Source organism: Globicatella sulfidifaciens DSM 15739, from assembly GCF_900167405.1.
GTDB classification, from domain to species: Bacteria; Bacillota; Bacilli; order Lactobacillales; family Aerococcaceae; genus Globicatella; species Globicatella sulfidifaciens.
The window spans coordinates 1-19,643 of the sequence record NZ_FUWO01000015.1; the positions used below are offsets into that span (position 1 = coordinate 1).

The 19,643-nt window shown below is 37.3% G+C and carries 20 protein-coding genes and 1 other annotated feature; of the genes, 16 read left to right on the forward strand and 4 right to left on the reverse strand.

Features of this window, described 5'->3' with window-relative positions:
* A partial coding sequence (locus B5D12_RS07810) for a UPF0236 family transposase-like protein (protein WP_200803015.1) occupies positions 1 to 335 on the reverse strand: 335 nt, incomplete at its 3' end.
* Positions 336 to 530: 195 nt separating this feature from the next.
* On the opposite strand from B5D12_RS07810, the gene B5D12_RS07815 reads away from it, so the two are divergent.
* From B5D12_RS07815 to B5D12_RS07845, 7 genes are all read left to right on the forward strand, one after another.
* Entirely contained in the window at positions 531 to 1,487 is a 957-nt protein-coding gene (locus B5D12_RS07815; protein ID WP_078756294.1) for a 2-hydroxyacid dehydrogenase, read from the forward strand.
* A gap of 229 nt (positions 1,488 to 1,716) precedes the next feature.
* Positions 1,717 to 1,947: a binding site (T-box leader), on the forward strand.
* A gap of 59 nt (positions 1,948 to 2,006) precedes the next feature.
* Positions 2,007 to 3,119, forward strand: coding sequence for a 5-methyltetrahydropteroyltriglutamate--homocysteine S-methyltransferase (locus B5D12_RS07820; protein ID WP_078756295.1), 1,113 nt, complete (start codon positions 2,007 to 2,009; stop codon positions 3,117 to 3,119).
* Between the two features lie 147 nt (positions 3,120 to 3,266).
* Positions 3,267 to 3,866 carry a 3'-5' exonuclease gene (locus B5D12_RS07825; RefSeq protein WP_078756296.1) on the forward strand — a complete coding sequence of 200 codons (600 nt, stop codon included), beginning with the start codon at positions 3,267 to 3,269 and terminating at the stop codon, positions 3,864 to 3,866.
* A 599-nt stretch (positions 3,867 to 4,465) separates the two neighbouring features.
* Positions 4,466 to 5,194, forward strand: a complete 729-nt coding sequence (pyrF, locus tag B5D12_RS07830) for an orotidine-5'-phosphate decarboxylase (protein WP_078756334.1) — start codon at positions 4,466 to 4,468, stop codon at positions 5,192 to 5,194.
* A gap of 12 nt (positions 5,195 to 5,206) precedes the next feature.
* The gene (pyrE, locus tag B5D12_RS07835; RefSeq protein ID WP_078756297.1) at positions 5,207 to 5,848 is read left to right on the forward strand and encodes an orotate phosphoribosyltransferase; all 642 of its coding nucleotides are present in this window, start codon (positions 5,207 to 5,209) and stop codon (positions 5,846 to 5,848) included.
* A 37-nt stretch (positions 5,849 to 5,885) separates the two neighbouring features.
* A complete protein-coding gene (locus B5D12_RS07840; RefSeq protein WP_078756298.1) occupies positions 5,886 to 7,148 on the forward strand; it encodes an MFS transporter in 1,263 nt (420 codons plus the stop codon).
* Positions 7,149 to 7,682: 534 nt separating this feature from the next.
* Positions 7,683 to 8,315: a GNAT family N-acetyltransferase gene (locus B5D12_RS07845; RefSeq protein WP_078756299.1), complete on the forward strand. Its 633-nt coding sequence runs from the start codon at positions 7,683 to 7,685 to the stop codon at positions 8,313 to 8,315.
* Between the two features lie 383 nt (positions 8,316 to 8,698).
* Here the strand turns inward: B5D12_RS07845 and B5D12_RS07850 are convergent, their stop codons facing one another.
* Together B5D12_RS07850 and B5D12_RS07855 are read right to left on the reverse strand one after the other, a co-directional pair.
* The gene (locus tag B5D12_RS07850) at positions 8,699 to 9,880 is read right to left on the reverse strand and encodes a M20 metallopeptidase family protein (protein ID WP_078756300.1); all 1,182 of its coding nucleotides are present in this window, start codon (positions 9,878 to 9,880) and stop codon (positions 8,699 to 8,701) included.
* A gap of 18 nt (positions 9,881 to 9,898) precedes the next feature.
* The gene (locus tag B5D12_RS07855) at positions 9,899 to 11,080 is read right to left on the reverse strand and encodes an amidohydrolase (protein ID WP_078756301.1); all 1,182 of its coding nucleotides are present in this window, start codon (positions 11,078 to 11,080) and stop codon (positions 9,899 to 9,901) included.
* Between the two features lie 469 nt (positions 11,081 to 11,549).
* Here B5D12_RS07855 and B5D12_RS07860 point away from each other — a divergent pair, with 469 nt between their 5' ends.
* From B5D12_RS07860 to B5D12_RS10210, 8 genes are all read left to right on the forward strand, one after another.
* Entirely contained in the window at positions 11,550 to 12,143 is a 594-nt protein-coding gene (locus B5D12_RS07860) for a uracil-DNA glycosylase family protein (RefSeq protein ID WP_200803016.1), read from the forward strand.
* A gap of 345 nt (positions 12,144 to 12,488) precedes the next feature.
* A complete protein-coding gene (locus B5D12_RS10475) occupies positions 12,489 to 12,656 on the forward strand; it encodes a hypothetical protein (protein ID WP_234982945.1) in 168 nt (55 codons plus the stop codon).
* Positions 12,657 to 12,670: 14 nt separating this feature from the next.
* A complete protein-coding gene (locus B5D12_RS07865) occupies positions 12,671 to 13,027 on the forward strand; it encodes an AAA family ATPase (protein WP_234982946.1) in 357 nt (118 codons plus the stop codon).
* A 1,124-nt stretch (positions 13,028 to 14,151) separates the two neighbouring features.
* Positions 14,152 to 14,904 carry a tRNA threonylcarbamoyladenosine dehydratase gene (locus tag B5D12_RS07870; RefSeq protein ID WP_407645210.1) on the forward strand — a complete coding sequence of 251 codons (753 nt, stop codon included), beginning with the start codon at positions 14,152 to 14,154 and terminating at the stop codon, positions 14,902 to 14,904.
* Positions 14,905 to 15,346: 442 nt separating this feature from the next.
* Positions 15,347 to 16,138 carry a TatD family hydrolase gene (locus B5D12_RS07875; RefSeq protein ID WP_078756303.1) on the forward strand — a complete coding sequence of 264 codons (792 nt, stop codon included), beginning with the start codon at positions 15,347 to 15,349 and terminating at the stop codon, positions 16,136 to 16,138.
* A gap of 574 nt (positions 16,139 to 16,712) precedes the next feature.
* The gene (locus tag B5D12_RS07880) at positions 16,713 to 17,021 is read left to right on the forward strand and encodes a type II toxin-antitoxin system RelB/DinJ family antitoxin (protein ID WP_078756304.1); all 309 of its coding nucleotides are present in this window, start codon (positions 16,713 to 16,715) and stop codon (positions 17,019 to 17,021) included.
* Positions 16,972 to 17,337 (forward strand): type II toxin-antitoxin system RelE/ParE family toxin, encoded by a 366-nt coding sequence (locus B5D12_RS10660; RefSeq protein WP_078756305.1) that lies wholly within the window; start codon positions 16,972 to 16,974, stop codon positions 17,335 to 17,337. The genes B5D12_RS07880 and B5D12_RS10660 overlap by 50 nt, the downstream gene beginning before the upstream one ends.
* Before the next feature lie 189 nt (positions 17,338 to 17,526).
* Positions 17,527 to 17,670, forward strand: coding sequence for a hypothetical protein (locus tag B5D12_RS10210; protein ID WP_159443900.1), 144 nt, complete (start codon positions 17,527 to 17,529; stop codon positions 17,668 to 17,670).
* A 107-nt stretch (positions 17,671 to 17,777) separates the two neighbouring features.
* Here B5D12_RS10210 and B5D12_RS07890 read toward each other — a convergent pair whose 3' ends face one another.
* Positions 17,778 to 18,788: a YeiH family protein gene (locus B5D12_RS07890; protein WP_078756306.1), complete on the reverse strand. Its 1,011-nt coding sequence runs from the start codon at positions 18,786 to 18,788 to the stop codon at positions 17,778 to 17,780.
* Positions 18,789 to 18,963: 175 nt separating this feature from the next.
* On the opposite strand from B5D12_RS07890, the gene B5D12_RS07895 reads away from it, so the two are divergent.
* Positions 18,964 to 19,623 carry an HAD family hydrolase gene (locus B5D12_RS07895; RefSeq protein ID WP_078756307.1) on the forward strand — a complete coding sequence of 220 codons (660 nt, stop codon included), beginning with the start codon at positions 18,964 to 18,966 and terminating at the stop codon, positions 19,621 to 19,623.
* The last annotated feature ends 20 nt before the right edge of the window (positions 19,624 to 19,643 follow it).

Below are 19,643 nucleotides of genomic sequence, written 5' to 3' on the forward strand. Positions count from 1 at the left end.
AGCGATAAGAAGTCATCCAATAAATAGCAGAACTCACCCGTTTGTTTATCTTTGTAATAACGCCTTGAGAGTTTAATGTCACCAATCAGTGTGGAGATTGTTTTTTCATCATTGCTACGATGAACGCTATATCTTGCTTTTCTTCCAGGACTTTCAAAGAGTGATTCCTCAATTGTTGTACAGAGATCTTCTCCTAAATCGACTGAGAGTTGACGCATCGTATCACTAATAGTTTGGATGCATGTTGAAAAGTCTACTTCACCTTGAATCGCTTGATTATATAAATCTTGCATCATTTTACTAACTTCTTGCATAATTTGTGTTATAATACTCATGGATAATCCTCTACCTTTCTGTGTGTTTAGACTACTTACAGTATAGCAGAGGATTATCTTTTTTGCTTTTAGCTGACCAACAGTTATTTTACACTAAGACCAGGCATCAACATACATCAGTAAGCGATTATTTTATAGCTATCATCATTGTCGTGTTATAATGATAATTAGAATAGACTAAAAGGATGAGTGAAGATGAAGATACATTTATTAGAACCCTTACGAGTATCAAAAGAAAAAATTACTGAACTAGCAGAACCTTTACTTAAGGCGGGCCATGAGTTCACCTATTTTGACACTAAAACGACCGATGTTCAGGAACTGATTGAACGTTCAAACGGAGCGGATATTGTGATGATTGCCAACAATCCTTATCCGGCTGAAGTGATAAAAGCTAACCCACAATTGAAGTTAATTGATGTCGCTTTTACTGGAATCGATCATGTCGCTCAAGAGGCTGCTAATGAACTAGGAATTCAAATTGCGAATGCTTCTGGCTATGCGACGACTTCTGTTAGTGAATTAGTTTTAGGATTGGTATTAGCTCTCTATCGTCAAATACCGCAAAGTGATGCCGATATACGACTAGCGGCTGATTTTCCAGGGCCATTTCAAGGTATGGAAATTAAAGGAAAGACAGTGGGTATCATTGGGACCGGTAATATTGGGATTGAAACAGCAAAATTGTTCAAAGCATTTGGCGCTAAGTTAATCGGCTATAGTCGCAGTGAAAATGATCAGGCAAAAGAACTAGGTTTGACCTATCAATCATTAGAGGACGTACTAAAAAACAGTGATATAGTTTCCTTACATTTACCATTAAATGATCACACTAAAGGACTAATATCAAAAGAAAAATTGGCCTTGATGAAGCAAGAGGCGATATTAATCAATACTGCTAGAGGTCCAGTGGTCGACAATGAGGCACTTGCCCAAGCCTTAAATGAAGGGCGCATTGCAGGAGCAGGTATTGATGTGTTTGATACAGAGCCACCATTAGCTAGCGACTATCCATTATTGGAGGCTAAAAACACCATTTTAACGCCACATATTGCGTTTCTTAGTGATGAAGCAATGGTAAAACGAGCTGAAATCGCCTTTCAAAATGTGATTAGTTTTATCGAAGGGAAACCACAAAATATAATGAATTAATGATTGTGTTTAAAGCAGCTTTTATTAAATATCGATGAAGGTTTGCGGGATATTATGCCAATTCATTGAACCTATGCGGTTTGTGGTGAAAATCTCCGTCGCGATGAAAGTGTCCGTTATTCCACAGTGAATTCTCAAACAACTCGTCGTGAAAAAGACCAAACTAATTTAAAGTTTCAATTATTAGCTTGACATTAGGAACAGATTAATTTATAGTGTGAATATAGTCATAAAAACATTGACAAGAAAAGTAGATGGATGAAAGTTTTACAGAGAGACTGTCGTTGGTGCAAGCAGTTAAATGGCAATTCATTGAAAATGGTCTTCGAGTTGGCTCTTCGATATTTAGGTGAGTCCGGGTTCGCCCGTTAAAGCGAGCGAGTATGATAGTACTCATTGAGGTATTAATCGTGAGATTAATATAAACTAAGGTGGTAACACGAGTGATCTCGTCCTTTTTGAGGATGGGGTCTTTTTTTGTTAATGAAATCGACTAATAATTTCTAAGGAGGAAATAATATGTGTCATAATTGTAGTAAACATGATTTTGTGGGGAGTTTTTTAAGACCTGAAAGATTAGTCACTGCTCGACAAGAGTTTAAGGAAGGTAAAATTGATGCACAAGCGTTAAAAATTGTAGAAGATCAAGTAATTGAGGAATTAATTAATAAGCAAAAAGAATTAGGCTATGAATTTATTACCGATGGAGAGTTTAGACGTTCTACTTGGCATTTAGATTTTATGTGGGGATTTGACGGCATTGACCATCGCCCAACAGAAACAGGATTGCCTTTTGCAGATGAAGTGGCGCTAATCGATGATACTTATCTAGTAGGTCGTTTAGGATTTAATGAGAATCATCCTTTCTTTGAACATTTTAAATTTGTAAAACAGTTTGAAGAAAAAGGGCATCAAGCTAAATTAACCATCCCAGCACCCGCTCAGTTTCTTGAACAATTAATTATGCCTTTTGCCATTGACAATACGCTTAAGTTTTATGACAGTCAAGAGGAGTTGGTAGAGGATTTAGTTTCGATTTACCAACAATTTATCCAGAAGGCATATCAGTTAGGTTTGCGCCATCTTCAGTTAGATGATTGTTCATGGGGGTTATTAGTGGATAAGCGTGCTGAAGACTTTTTTGGTACTGACCAAGCAGGGCTTGAAGCAATCAAGCAATTATTTTTAGAGACTAATAATCGAGCGATTAGCCAACGTCCAGAAGATTTAGTAGTGACGACTCATGTTTGTCGTGGTAATTTTAAATCGACTTATGCAGTGAGCGGATCCTATGAAGAGATTGCGGAGTTTCTTTTCGCAAAAGAAGAAGTGGATGGGTATTTCCTTGAATTTGATGATGAACGATCAGGTGGTTTTGAACCACTGCGTAAAGTTACCGGTGATAAGAAAGTAGTACTAGGATTGATAACCTCTAAACGACCAGAATTAGAAGATAAAGACAGAATTATCGCCCGTATCCATGAAGCGGCGCAATACATTCCATTAGAACGCTTAAGCTTGTCCCCTCAATGTGGCTTTGCATCTACCGAAGAAGGGAATAAATTAACGCAAGAAGATCAATGGAAAAAGCTACAATTGGTTAAAGAAATTGCTGATGAAGTGTGGGGTTAATGAAATAAAATTTTGATTGCCGGTCCCGATACGATGGGTATTTCGTAATAGAAGCTTAACCTTAACCCGGCAACCATCATCCTAACCGAGACAATTTCGCTTTTATCGATTACAATATCATTATAGGGAATTTCAAGGAGGGAAGATGTGGAAGAATTTAAAGATTATGTGTCTTTCGACTTAGAATTTAACGAGGTAGAGGGCATTCAACATTTATTACAAGTATCGGCGATAAAGTACGTCAATCATCAAGAAATTGAACGCTTTGACACCTATGTTCATACGACCGTTCATATTAGAAGTTTTATTACAGGATTAACGGGTATTACGCAAGATAAAATTAAAAATGCGCCTCCTTTAGTGGAAGTATTAAGGGATTTTAAAGCCTTTGTCGGTGACTTTCCATTGATGGGTTATAATGGCAGAAAAAGTGATATTCCAGTGCTACAAAGTCATGGCTTAGATTTAGAAGCGCAATATCAAATTGATGTCTATGAAATAGCACAAGCAATGAAAACGACCTATTTATCAGGTTCAAAGGGATTGAGTCTAAAAGCCGTAGCAGAATATATTGGCTTAAAAGGGCAAGCACATAACAGTTTAGAAGATGCCAAGATGACGGCAGAAGTTTATCAAGGTTTACTAGAATTGAAAGCCAATGAAAGTTATTTAGATCAACAAGAAGTGGTAACTAATAATCCATTCGCCGGCTTAGGGTTAGCGGGCTTGTTCGGTGAAGATGAATAATTGAGTCATCATGACAATGAGAGTTATCAATAACCATTTAAACTTTTTTGGGGTATTAAAATGCTCGCTTTCATTGAGTTAAAATCGCAGTCAGCTTCACCTAATATGGCCTAAAAACGATTCGGTTGAGGTAAATTGCGATTCGCCTGAATGTTTGAAATCGCAGCTTGTCTCAATATTTTATAACGCTGTTCGTCTCATTGTGTTAAAATAGCTGTACGCCTTATTGAGTTAAACCGCAGTTCGTTTCTTCATTTAAAATTGCAGTCAGCTTCACTTAATCTGTCCTAAAACCGTCTCGGGTTGAGTTAAAAGCCTAAGCCTAGCGTTTTTTATGGGGAACAAACCGAACGATGCGTAAGAGTTAACCATTATTTGAATTTTCCATTTGACAATTAGTCCAATGATAAGTATACTTTAGAAAGAAATTTAGGGATCTTTAAACGTGTTCGAGAAACATGAAAGTTACCATAACCATATTTGCCATTGGGGGATTGTGCTAAATCCGTCTAATAGCACTATCTTTATGTACTTTTATGAACCTACACACGTGTGTAGGTTTTTTCTTTTTATCACGAAAGAGTGAAAGGATGATGAAAATGGACGCGAGTAAACCAATTATTGCACTCGATTTTCAAGAAATAGACCAATTAAATGAGTTTTTAAATCAATTTTCCGAGCCTTTAAATGTAAAAATAGGGATGGAATTATATTATACGACCGGTACACAGATGGTTGAAGCATTACAAAACCGCGGTCATGATATTTTCTTAGATTTAAAATTACATGATATTCCCAATACGGTAAAATGGGCGATGAAAACCTTGGCTAAGCAAGGCGTAGCAATGTTAAATGTTCACGCAATGGGTGGACAAGCGATGATGGAAGCGGCCCGTCAAGGAATAGAAAAAGGGACTGGTGAAGGGGCGAAACGTCCGGTTTTACTAGCGGTGACCCAATTAACGTCCACTAGCCCAGAACAACTTAAAAATGAACAATTAGTTGAAGCAACGATGGCAGAAAGTGTCAACCACTTAGCGAAGCTTACTCAACAAGCACAATTAGATGGCGTCGTTTGTTCACCACTAGAAGCCAAAGCTATCAAAGAGAAATTTGGTGAGGATTTCTTAACAGTCACACCGGGGATTCGACTAACGAAAGGTCAAGATGACCAAAAACGGACTGCGACACCTTATGAGGCCGCATTAAATGGCTGTGATTATATTGTAGTGGGACGTCCAATTACTCAAGCCAAAGACCCTGTGGCAGCCTACCAAGCCATTAAAGCTGAGTGGCAAAAAGGTTTGGCTGAGAACGCATTATTTTAGGAGGAATGATTTATGACGACATCAGCAAAACAAGCCGCCCAAATATTATTAGACATCGAAGCCGTTTGTCTAAGCCCACAAGCTCCGTTTACATGGGCCAGTGGCTTAAAGGCACCTATTTACACGGATAATCGTTTGATCATGTCTTATCCTCGTGAACGAAAAGTAATTGAGTATTTATTAGCTAAAACGATAAAAGAACATTATCCAGAGGTCACGGTTATTGCCGGAACCGCTACGGCTGGTATTCCTCATGCCGCTTTTGTTGCAGCGGAATTAGACTTACCGATGATTTATGTACGTTCATCCGCTAAAGACCACGGAAAGGGTCGTGCGATTGAAGGCGCATTGGATAAACAAGCTAAAGTGGTTTTAATTGAAGACTTAATATCGACTGGGCGTAGCGTTTTAAACGCTGCTAAACAAATCCAAGCTGAAGGCGCTGAAGTATTAGGCGTGGTTAGCATTTTTAATTATCAACTCAATAGTGGCGAACAAGCATTTAAAGAAGCAGGTTTGGCATCTCAATCGTTAACGGATTACACAACACTATTAGAAATTGCGACAACAGAAGGAGGGTTAGCTGAGTATAAAACATCATTAGAAGATTGGTATCAAGATCCAGTAGCATGGAGTCAAGCACAACAAAATTAATAAAGAATGACGAGATCATTCATTAAGGAGCATAAAAATGGAAAAAATGAGTAAAAATGATAAAAGAGCCTTAGTTACATCGATTGTCGGTTCAGGATTAGATGATTTAAACGTGATGTTTTTAGCCTTTTCAATGTCCAGTATTGTCTCAACCCTAGGTATCTCTCAAACCCAAGGAGGATGGATTGCGACGATTACGAATTTTGGGATGTTATTAGGTGGTCTAGTATTTGGGGTTTTAGCTGATCGCTATAATAAATATAAAGTCTTCAAATGGACAATTATCATCTTTTCAATTGCGACCGGATTAATTTTCTTTACGGAAAATATTTACTACCTATATTTAATGCGATTCATCGCAGGAATTGGAGTCGGAGGAGAATATGGTGTGGCGGTTGCGATTATGGCTGGTATTGTTGAGCCGAAGAAAATGGGACGCGTTTCCGCATTAAACGGGATTGCCGGTCAAGTCGGTTCAATCTTTTCAGCATTATTAGCTGGTTCTGTGGCTCCAATATTTGGCTGGAAAGGATTATTCTTATTAGGTTTACTACCATTAATTCTTGTGGCGTATATGCATTTTGCTGTGGATGAAGCTACTATTTCTAATCGTCGTGTGGCTAAAAATACGGATGTAAAGCCAGAAATTAAAGAATTATTTGCGACACCAATTCTAGCTCATCAAACCATCGCTTTAATGGTGATGACCACTGTTCAAATTGCCGGTTACTTTGGGATGATGAACTGGTTACCAACCATTATGCAAGAGTCTTTAGGCGTTTCGGTTAAAAACTCTTCTACTTGGATGATTGCAACAATTGTCGGTATGTGTATCGGCATGTTAGTATTTGGTCAAATCCTAGACCATTTAGGACCACGTTTAGCCTACAGCATCTTCTTATTGATGTCAGCTGCTTCAGTCTACTTATTCCAATTTGCGAATTCAGCTTTAACGATGATTATCGGCGGTATGATTGTTGGATTTTTCGTTAATGGGATGTTCTCAGGATATGGCGCTATGACCAGTCGCTTGTATGCAGGACGTATTCATTCAATCGCTAATAATGTCATCTTAAACGTTGGCCGTGCTGTTGGTGGCTTCTCATCGGTAATTATCGGGAAAATCTTAGATAGCTCATCGGTCTCAATGGTGATGTTATTCTTAGCCAGCTTATACTTAATCAGTTTTGTCACCATGTTATCCATTCCCTATTTACAAAAAGAGCGTTATGATGCGTTATTAAATACAGACGGTGTTCAAGATGAAGGAACCGTTAAAGTAGCCACCACTACGGTTTAAGGATAAAGAAAGGAATGTGATTGTTACTGACAGTGTGTCAACTATCAGTAGCAACCTAACCGATAAAACACTTATATTAACCAGTCGATGCCAAAAAGGTGTTGAGCTGGTTTTTTTGTGTGTATGAAATTGAATAAGTGGTATTCGTATCGAAACTAAGAAGGAAATGAGAGTAATTATGGTTGCAGTGATGTAGAGGCAGTTGGATTTATTGAAATATTAGTAAAAAAAGTTAACGAAATATCACCGGTTACCTTTATGCTGAAATCTATGCCGTTTGGTTTTGAGTGAGTAGCTATTGAAGAGCATGTTTGATGGTTACAAGGTTAAGCTTTAATTTAGTGATCAAAGTAAAAGTTGGTCGCATTGTCACTCGATTTTATCGCCTAACTACTAAAACTAAATTAAAGAGATAAGCAAAACCAACTAAAAATCTCAATCGTTTCTAATGTAAAGTAATTTAATTGACAACTCAATATAGTTTTGTTAGGGTGGTAACATCGTTTTAAATTGAGAAAACTATAGGAGGAAAAAATGCAATTAACCATTAGAAAAATTGAAGATCGCGATATACCTGAAATGATTAACTTAGTTCATGAAGCGTGGTTCGACGGATTCTATGAAAAGGAAGAATTTGAGAAGGCTGCGGCTGCCATTTCACTTAATAAAGCATTATACAATAGTTCTACAGGCCGAGTGGCAGAAGTGGATGGCCAAATTTTAGGGATGATTTTATGTAAAATAATTAAAGATGATCCGAAGTTTCGCAAATTCCAAACCAATACCATTGAAAATTTAATTGAATTATCAAAACATGGCGAAGAACAAGAAATCAATCGCTTAATCAAAACGTTTGAAGCGGAAAAGTCAATCTACAATCAATTCTTAGATGAAGTAGACACAGATTATGATGCTAGTATTGAATACATCGCCGTCTCTTCAAAATCCAGAGGTCATGGTTTAGGTAAAAGCCTTATTTATGAAGCGATAAAAGATTTTAAAAATGAGGATTGCCAAAACCTTTATTTATTCACTGATTCTGATTGTAATTATCGATTTTATGATTATTTGGATTTTGAACAAGTGACAAGTGATACGATTCAAATTCCTACTAAAAATGGTAGCAGAGCACGCGAAGAATTCATGTACGCATATCAATTTATGTAAAAAAAATAATAAGTGACCTAGAAGTGAAAACCAAGTGGTTTTGCTTCAGTGGGTCGCTCCTATTTTTGTTTGGTAAAGGGTGCCTTGCGCACGATTTTTGTATTAGGGAATCAACTGTATTGTTTAGTTCAGGGTCATTTTGCTTTGGTTTACGCCCTGCAGTGTTCATTCCCGCGTGAGCACAAGCTCAAAATTCCGCATTAATTTTAGTAAGTAAAACTATCTCTGTTTCGCTTGGCAAAACGGACTGTCATTTTCCATATTATTTTTGGACAGTAAAACAAACCATCTCCGTATCACTTGGACAAACCGAGTGTCCTTTCCGCATTTTCAGTTTGTAAACCACAGTGTCCTTTTTCCCACTATTTTTGGCGAGCAAAAGCTTAAAAATCTGCTTGGTTTAAATATTCTAAAGCATATTGTGCATAGAGTTCAGCGCCGACTTTTAGGCTTTCCTCATCGACATTAAAGCGAGCATGATGATGAGGATAGATTGCCCCATTAGTTTCACTGCGTGCACCAACCGTTGCGAAGGCTCCTGGAATATGGTTATTGTATTCACCAAAATCTTCAGCAACCATTTTCGGAGGGAAGTTGCCGACAAATTCTTCGCCGAAAGTTTCTTTCGTAATACGATGTACCAGCTCTGCACTATGACGTTCGTTGACGACGGGATCTAGTAAGCGATCATATTGAAATTCAACCGTGCCACCATACATCGCCGCGATTTTCTCAGCAAAACGTTGCATCTCCTGTTCAACGGTGTCTCGCGTAGCGGCATCAAAAGTTCTAACAGTACCTTCTAGTTTAGCATTTTCCGCAATAATATTAAAACGGTCACCCGCTTCAACTTTCCCAATGGTTAACACCGCTGATTCCATTGGATCAATCGTACGCGAAATGATATTTTGGACTTGCGAAATATATTGAGAGACCATCACCACCGCATCTTTTGTTAAATGTGGTTGAGCGGCATGTCCACCCGAACCTTTGAAATGAATATAGAAACGGTCTGCTGCTGCAAAAGTAGGGCCCACATTACAGTTTACTAATCCAGCTTGATCCATCGACCAAATATGAATACCAAAGGCATTATCGACATCGTCAAGTACACCTTGTTCAATCATTAATTTTGCTCCTCTACCAATTTCTTCAGCCGGTTGGAAGATAAAACGTACGGTGCCTCTGATAGAGTATTTTACTGATAACAAGGCTTTTAGTGCCATCATTAACATCGCTACATGGGCATCGTGTCCGCAAGCATGCATTTTACCTTCATTTTGTGATTGGTAATCGATGTGGTCATTTAATTCATGAATTGAGAGGGCATCCATATCGGCACGCAATAATACGGTTTTACCGGGTTGAGCCCCTTTAATTTCTGTCATCACCCCGGTAGGTTCCATTAATCGATAGGTTAAGCCTAATTGATCTAATTGTTTCGCAATATAACGTGTCGTCTCAAATTCTTCCAAAGATAATTCAGGGTGTCGATGGAGATGGCGTCGCATTTCAATCATGTCAGCTTCATGGTCTTGAATAAATTGTTTAACTGTCTGGTTCATATGAATATCCTTTCCTAATTAGAATTCGCCTTGATTTAAGTAACGAAGAGCGTACTGAGCATACAATTCCGCACCGTATTTTAACGCTTCTTCGTCCACATTAAAGCGTGCATGATGGTGAGGGAAATCAGTTTCTTTGTCGACATTACGACACCCAACCGTTGCGAAGGCTCCGGGAATAGTCTTCATATAATAGCCAAAATCTTCCGCTCCCATTGTTGGGTCATCATGATGGACAAAGTCCTTACCAAATGTTTGCTCGGTAATCGATTGGACTAATTGTGCACTTTGTAAATGATTATCGACAACTTCAGTCACATATGAATAGTCAAATTCGACACTTCCATGATACATTTCAGCTATTTGTTCAGCGTATGCTTGCATCTGGGTCGCCACCACTGAACGGGTCTCATTATTAAACGTTCTAACGGTTCCTTCTAGGACGGCATTTTCAGCGATAATATTAAAACGGTCGCCAGCTTCAAATTTTCCGATGGTTAACACAGCTGGTGAGAGGGGATCAATCGCGCGTGAAATGATGGATTGTACATTGTTAACATATTCAGCTGCCATTACTACCGCATCGTGGGAAAGATGAGGTTGAGCAGCATGGCCACCTTTACCTTTAAAATGAATTTTAAAAATATCAGCGCTGGCAAAAGATGGACCGGGATCACAGACGACTTGACCGGTCTCATGTACTGACCAAATATGAATTCCAAAGACATTGTCAACATCTTCTAAGACACCTTGTTCTACCATTTTTTTAGCTCCTTGACCGATTTCTTCGGCTGGTTGGAAAATAAAGCGTACAGTGCCTTTAATTTGATCTTTCACCGAAAATAACGCTTTTAAAGCACTCAATAACATAGACGTATGAGCGTCATGACCGCAAGCGTGCATTTTTCCAACTTCTACTGAATAATAATCAAGATGATGGTTAAGTTCATCAATCGAGAGAGCATCCATGTCGGCACGAAGTAAGACGGTCTTACCTGGTTCTAAACCTTTAATTTCAGCCAAAACGCCAGTAGCCTCCATTAAACGATAGGGAACCTTCAATTTATCTAATTCTTGGGCAATGAATTGGGTTGTCTTAAACTCTTGAAGAGATAATTCAGGGTGTCGATGCAAATAGCGACGATTCTGAATTAATTCATCCTCATGCTCCAAAATATAGTGTTTAATTTGTGTATTCATAAAATCCTCCTAGTAATATCTTTGACAGCCTATTGGCGATGATGAGTAAATGCTATTAAGATAAACTAAATAGTATTGTATATTAAAAACTTATGAATTTAAAGTGAAAAGAACATGAGAATTAAAAAGTGAAGGTGGGAGGAGTAGCAAAAAGCTTTTGAAACTTTTATGTTAATAATGTTGGTCTTTGCTTGGGGTAAAATTTCCGCAATAAAACTCTAGATGATTGTGTTTTGGTAACCAATAACTTATTTCGTATCAGGTAAAATGCCTTACATCATTACCGAGAACTCGAAAGAAGGTAAATGTTACTTTTATTGATTGATGAAAGAGCATAATATATATCGAGCTTGTGTCACTACGCTTCAAAGGTCTTGCTTAAACGCATGATCTATAAAATATGGTGATAGTTATCATTTAACTAATCCCCTCATGTGTAATACAATTGATGTAATAAGAGGTGAGGAATATGTATCAACATAATCATGCAATCAAACAAGTCGTACAAGAAATCATGGCGGATGAGATGAATCAAGTCTACAGCGAAGAGGAAATTGAACCGCTATTTATGGCCCCGTCAACCGCAAAAATATTATTAGTAGGACAAGCACCCGGTCGACTCGCACAGGAGTCAAGACAGACTTTTAATGATCCGAGTGGGGACCGATTACGTAGTTGGTTGGGTGTTAGTCGCGAAGTTTTTTATGAATCTGGAAAGTTTGGCATCGTGCCGATGGATTTTTATTTTCCAGGTAAAGGCAAATCGGGTGATAAGCCACCCCGTAAAGGATTTGCTGAAAAATGGCATCCTAAACTACTTGAATTAATGCCTGATATTGAATTAATCATTCTAATTGGAGCCTATTCACAGAAATATTATTTAGGCAAACAAGGAAAACGAACCTTAACGGAAACAGTCCGTCATTATCAAGAATATTTACCAAAGTACCTGCCACTCGTTCATCCTTCCCCCTTGAATATCCGTTGGATGAAACGCAATCCTTGGTTTGAAGAAGACGTTATCCCAGAGTTACAACATAGGGTAAAGGAAATATTGGAATGAACTTAAGGCTAGGCATGAACTTTATAAATTTAGTCAAGTTTACTATTTGTTAATTAAAAGCGCAGTGGTTCAGTGGCCTCAAACTGCGTCTTTCGACTTGTTTGAGGCCTACTCAACTGTGCGGGGGTAGGCCGACGAAGCGAAAATCATTCGATTTTCCACTTCTGGTCTACTCCCATTTGAAAACGATTAGTATAATTTTTGCTTAACCTTTTATAATGTGTTGAAATTGGAACTGTACTTCCAATTAAATATATATTTAGTAAAAATTGGAATTATGATTCCAACTTTTGTTTCTGTTGATATAATTGGAATTATAGTTCCAATATAAAAGAGGTGAAATAATTGTACATAAGAAATCGTTATTTAAATCAATTAAAACACTTTAAAGATCATGATTTTATTAAGGTTATAACGGGTGTAAGGCGTTCTGGGAAGTCAGTCTTATTAATGCAATACCGAGATTATTTAATTTCAGAAAGAATCTCACCTGAAAACATTATATTAACTTAGAAGCTTTTGAGTTTTTGAATGTAAAAGATGAAGTCAAGCTATCAGAACTATTACTAGATATGATAAAAAATAAAACTCAGAAATATTATTTATTAATAGATGAAATTCATTGGGTAGATGGGTGGCAGAAAGTAATTAATGGTCTTAGAGTTAGCTTTAACTGTGATATCGTGATTACAGGATCTAATGCTAAGTTGCTATCTGTTGAATTAGCAACTCTATTAAGTGGTAGATACGTTGAAATTGTTGTTTTCCCATTTTCTTTTAAATTATTTTTAGAAAGTAAACATATTGCGATTGAAAGTCGAAAAGTTGATTTGATGTACAAAGAATATGAACGATATGGTGGGAGACCATTAAAGAACGGATGAATTATTTTGAAGCGGATGCTAAAGTGATGACCCATCTTGAAACAGCTGCATCCCAAGAAGCAGAAGATATAAAACGTTAAATTATAAGTAACAAATTGAAGGAAGCAAGAAGTTGAAATTCGTTAGAATTTTAAGCTCTTGCTTTTTTTATTTCACAGGCCAGATATACCAATTCACAAATGGTTATTTTCGTCGAAGGACTAGTCTTGAGATGAAAGCATTACATTTGCCAATTTAATTGATTTTTCTGTTTCTTCATTTTTGTTAACTTTGTTAATCGCGTCTCGTTTTGAGACATGAAAACGGCACTTTTAGACACTTGTTTTCATTTTCATAAAATTTAAATTTTTTGAGCGCGTTTCTTAAACTTTTCTTAATAATTCAGCAAAAAGGGAGTGGGCAAGAAGTAGAAAATCAGTCGATTTTCGCTTCGTCTGCCCACCCCCGCACAGTTGAGTAGGTCTCAAGCAAGTCATTAAGACGCAGATTGAGACCACTCAACCACTGCGCTTTGAAATAAATAGATATGTCTGAACAGAATTTAAAAAGTTTTTGCCCAGCCTCACCCAATTTATGAAAACAGCTTTGATCAAAATAAAACGAATGCACTATATAGGTGAGCTTATTTCACAAGGGGGTGCATAAATAAATGGTAGGTGAGTTTAGAAAGTTGGAATAATAGCAAAAATTGCTGGCATTTTGAAGTCACTAGTCAAACACAAACTTTAGCTGAAATAAGTAATGCGGCATCAAGAATCCACCAACTATAATAGCCAAAAGTTTTCTGCTGTCTTGAATACACGTGCCAAACACATCACCTTACCTAGAACGATAATAACAGTCTATGACCAAGCGCCTACTTTAATAAAGTACCGATAGAATGATAAATTGTTTCTGATAGTGACTTAAAAAATTCAAGCGATATAGGTCATTCATCTTCAATAACTACTGAAGATGATGCGCTAGCAATCGCTAATGTTAATAAAGGCAAGAGGCGCTAAACGATCGGAAACGTTAGAAAAATTAGTGGCACTTTAATCGTCCTCACTTTTTTAAATTTTTGTTGCATGACGATTGCTAGATGGTTATGATTAAAGGTAGTTGAAAAATAAAGGATGGTTAATTTGCAAGAGAAGAATGAACGGTTCGCCAGATTGAATTTAATTTTAAAGGACAAAGGCTTAACAAAATTACAAAATGCTACGGTGATGGTTGTCGGATTAGGTGGCGTAGGGGCTAGTTGTGCCCAAGCATTAGCACGTGGAGGGGTAGGAAATTTAATCGTTATTGATGGTGATGTGGTGGATATTACCAATATTAATCGTCAGTTAATCGCTTTTACTTCGACTATTGGACGTCCTAAAACCGAAGTGATGACGGAGATGATTCACGATATAAATCCCGATTGTCAAGTATATCCATTGCAAAAATTTGTTCGTGCCCAAAATATTGAACCGGCTTTCGCAAGTTTTCCTAAGCCCGATTATGTCATTGATTGTATTGATCATTTTTACGGAAAAGTCGCTATTATTCAATGGTGTATGGAACATCAAGTGCCGCTATTGTCTTCTATGGGAGCAGCGAATAAATTAGATCCAAGCCAGTTATTATTTGAATATATTGAAAATACCAGTTATTGTCGGATGTCAAAGACGATTCGTTTAGAGTGTAAAGAATTAGCCATTAAGGGTGTTGAAGTGCTTTATTCAAAGGAAAAAGCGGTAAAAATTGAAAGTCATGGTAGCGTGAAAAAGGCTGATACCTTAGGTTCTACCAGTTATATGCCACCCATTATGGGGATGACGCTAGCTAGTAAAGTAATCCGTCGCTTAGCAGGTTTGGAAGACTATGACGGCATTCCTAAAATCATAGAATAAGAAAGTTAGTTAAAATGGATTATTACTTAATGTAAGACGGGAGTGAGGATAAATGAGTACGAGGCTGAGCAAAAGCTTTTTAAATTTTGTTCAAGCATATCTTGTTAATTCAAAGCGCAGTGGTTGAGTGGTCTCAATCTGAGTCTTAATGAGGCTGAGAATAATCTTGTCCACTCCCTTAGTGGCAATCAGTGCTGTAATGGTCGTCAAAATGGCGGCGTTTAAAGTGGACCAAAATTCGACCAAAAAACCGCTAAGAAAGAAGCGAGTGAACAACAAAATTATATGGCTGAAGGAATGGCTATCGGTATGGGTTTAGGAACGGCCATCGTAACATTTTTAAGTGAATACACTCTGGCCGTAGGTGTGTTTATAGGGATGCTATTGGGCATGGTAATCGGCATGCCGATTGAGAAATAATCAAATTCAAGGTGGTGAGAGAATGACCAATTTAATCGATACGCATTTTCATTTTGATTTTATTAAAAAGGATAGTTTGCGACAACAATTGTTAACGGAGATGGAACAGGCATCGTTGGAGCTGGTGGCACAAACCGTCCTACCGTCCGAGTATGAACGATTAATCACGCAAGACAACAAGCCTTGTAAGGTTTCACTGGGGTTTCATCCTTGGTGGATTGAAAATCAAAAAACAGCTGAAAGTGAGTTAGTAGTGTTTAAAAAATGGGCATCACAAACACGTCTTATTGGCGAGATAGGGCTAGACTTTAGTGACAAGCGAATAGCGGTTGCACCTCAAGCCATACAAATAAGTATTTTTAAGCAACTCATCCAACAAGTCGTAAGTTATTCTCAAAATAGCCAAGAACCATATATCTTATCAATTCATGCTGTTCGAGCCGTGACAGCAGTTTTAGATATTTTAGAAGCATGTCATGTCATGCAAGAAAACATCATCCCCATTATTCATTGGTTCAGTGGGACGAGTGATGAATTAACCCGCTTGATTAAGATGGGTTGTTATTTATCGATTAATCCTCGTATGTTAACCACTAAAAAAGGGCGAGCCTATGTCACCCAAGTCCCACGAGAGCGATTATTATTGGAAACTGATTGGCCAAGTCATCCAATAACTTTAGAAAGTGACTTACAAACATTAATTTCACAATTTAAAGTTACTTTACCACAACTGGTTGAGAAATTATCAGCTTTGCGAGATGAAGAGATGTTAGAAGTGATCATGGTGAATCAGCAGAAGGTGTATGGAAAATAATATAAGCGGAGGCTGGGCAAAAACTTTTTTAAATTCTGTTCAGGCATATCTATTTAATTCAAAGCGCAGTGGTTGAGTGGCCTCAAACGGCGTCTTAATGAGGCTGAGAATAATCTTGACCAATTCACTCAGATTAGTACTCGATAATTAAAAGCGCAGTGGTTGAGTGGTCTCAAACTGCGTCTTAATGAGATTGAGAATAATCTTGACCAATTCACTCAGATTAGTACTCGATAATTAAAAGCGCAGTGGTTGAGTGGTCTCAAACTGCGTCTTTCGACTTGTTTGAGGCCTACTCAACTGTGCGGGGGTAGGCCGACGAAGCGAAAATCGTTCGATTTTCTACTTCTGGTCTACTCCCAACTGTGCGGGGGTAGGCCGACGAAGCGAAAATCATTCAATTTTCTACTTCTGGTCCACTCCCTTTTTTATTTTCAAGTAAATTTGCTACCATTATCGTACCTATTAATAGACGATTTAATATTTTTAGCTTTTAAAACAGAAAGGAGAGAATAGAGTAAAAAGTATTGACATCGTAAACACAATTGGTATCATGTTTCTTAGGAGGGATATTATGTCTAAAACAGCTAACCTTAATATTCGAATGCAACCAGAAATAAAACAAGAAGCTGAAGCTATTTTAAATAATTTAGGAATATCTGCTTCAAATGCAATTGAAATGTTTTATCGTCAAATTATTCTTACAAAAAGTATACCATTTGAAATCAAGGAGCCTGAAAAACCAAATTTTGATATATCGAACATAACTAAGGAAGAATTTAAACAAATGATTTTGGAAGGTCTACAAGATATACAAGAAGGTCGACAGGCAGATGCCAGTACAGTCTTTAATTCTATTCACAAGAAGATTGGAAAAATGTAAAATACAGATATCTAGTAGAGCTGAGCAAGATATTTATGAAATTTATTCATTTATTATTTCAAAGAATAATGCTTCTGTTATCGGAAAGAGATTAATTGAAAAAATTCAATCTGCCATTATTAGTCTAGAATTTTTTCCATATCGGCACAAGCGATTGAATAGTGCTTTTCAATTTGGAGTAGAAATTCGCATAATGCCAGTTCATAAGTATTTAATATTTTATTATATCGATAAAACTAAACGGATCGTCTATATAATTCGGGTTTTGTATCATAAACGAGATTATTTGGATGAACTTCAAATAGAGAAGCGTTAATTTAAATTAATAGCCCCCCAAACACATGAGCGAGCTTTATCCGTCCTCATTCTATGACCGGGTGCTATTTTTATTTTCATCCCAACTAATGAATTTGTCGTAATAATTTTATACCAAGATTCGTTGGGTACTTACTATCATTTTATTACTAGGAATCGTTGGCAACAGACTATCAATTTACACTAGGAAATGAAGGTAAAATATGTTGGCTTAGATGGTGTTACCATCAGAATAGATCGCTTCGGATTATCTGGAAAAGGTGAAGAAGTGGTGGCGGATTATGGCTTTACAGTAGAAAATTTTGTCGAACAATACTTAACAGTCTTTAATTAATACCTAGCAAATAAAAATAGCGTCCGATCTTTTACGACCGGGCGCTATTTTTATTAGGAAAAAATTTTATTATTTCCAAATAGTTAATGCATCAGTTAATCGTCCTTTTACCAACTACCCATTAAAGACTGCATCAATAATGAAACAATCGTAATACTAATCCAACAAAGGGCGCCTAATAAAATAGCAGGACCACCTGAACGGATTAATTTGCCAATATTTGTTTTCATACCGATAGCAGCCATGGCCATAATAATAAAGAATTTAGACAGAGTTTTGAATTGGCTGAATAGGGCAATGTTAATGCCTAAACTGTCAAATAAGGTTGTGAATAAGGATGCGAGTACAAAATACAATAAGAAATTAGGGAAAGCACGTTTAAAACTGAATGATTGTCCATTACTTGTTTGGCGATTAGTGATATAAGATAAAGCCAATGTAATCGGAATGATTGCTAGTGTTCGTGTTAGTTTAACAATGGTGGCATTATCAAGTGTATTGGAATGATGAATTGCATCCCAAGCGGTCGCAGTAGCCGTCACTGAGGAGGTGTCATTAACCGCTGTTCCGGCGAATATCGCGAACCCTTCATTCGACAAGCCTAATATTTGACCTAAAATGGGGAATAGGATCGCCGCCAAAATATTAAAAAGGAAGATGACTGAAATGGCTTGTGCCACATCGGATTCTTCCGCATCAATAACCGGTGCAGTTGCCGCAATCGCAGAACCACCACAAATTGAAGAGCCAACACCGACTAAAATCGCCGTATCACGATCGATTTTAAATAATTTATAGCCCAGATACGCAATCAATAAAGAGGTTAAAATCGTACTGACGATAATCGGTAGCGAACTATAACCCACCTTTAACACTTGATTGAGATTCAAGCCAAATCCTAATAACACGACGGCTGTTTGTAAAATGTATTTTGAACTGAAATTTAAACCGTCAGTGAACTGTGTTTGGCTGGATACCCATTGGTTGAGTAGCATTCCCAGAAAAATGGCGATGACGGGTCCCCCGATTAAAGGGAATAATTTTCCAAGGTACCAAGCGACCAAGGCCACTAATAAAGCGATAACTAGTCCTGGTAATTTTGTGTTGAATGGTTTCACTGCATATCGTCTCCTTTAATAAGCATAGCTTAATCTTAACAAAGTTCAAATGAAAAAGACACTTGATTTTCCTAAAATCTTTGAAAAAGCGATACATCTTTCTAAAATGGATTTAGCTTTATTAAAGTTTAATATTAAAGTAAAATGAAATTAAAATTAACACGAGGAGGATTATATGAAAGCTTTTATTTTTGATATGGATGGGGTAATAATTGACTCCGAAAAGTATTATGCTTTAGCGATTCAACGCGTTGTCAACGATTATGGTCATGAAGTTGATCAAGAGTATACGAATCAGTTTATTGGCACCACTAATACTTATACTTGGACTCGAATTATTAAAGATTTCCAAATTGATAGTACACCAGCTGAACTGACTGAAAAAATGATGGCTTATAAGGAACAATTGGATGAGGAGCACGGGCTCATTTTTTATCCAGGGATTTTAGATTTATTAAAAAGATTGAAAGCTCATGGTTTTCGTCTCGCCATCGCCTCTTCTTCGGGAATGAAAGAAATTCAACAAACCGTTGACGTATTGGATGCACAAGACTATTTTGATTTCTTAGTGAGTGGTGAAGAGATTAATCTATCTAAACCAGACCCGGGGATTTATTTGCATACAGCCAAATTATTGGAAATGAAACCTTCACAGTGCATCGTCATTGAAGATTCACACAATGGCGCTCGGGCCGCTAAAGCAGCGGGAATGTATTGTATTGGTTACATCGATACTCAATATCCTGCACAGGATTTATCGATGGTTGACCAAAAAATTTATCATCATGATGATTTAGATTTAGAACAGTTAATTCAAACCGTTTATGGTGAATAAATACCAAGCAAATCCCTATC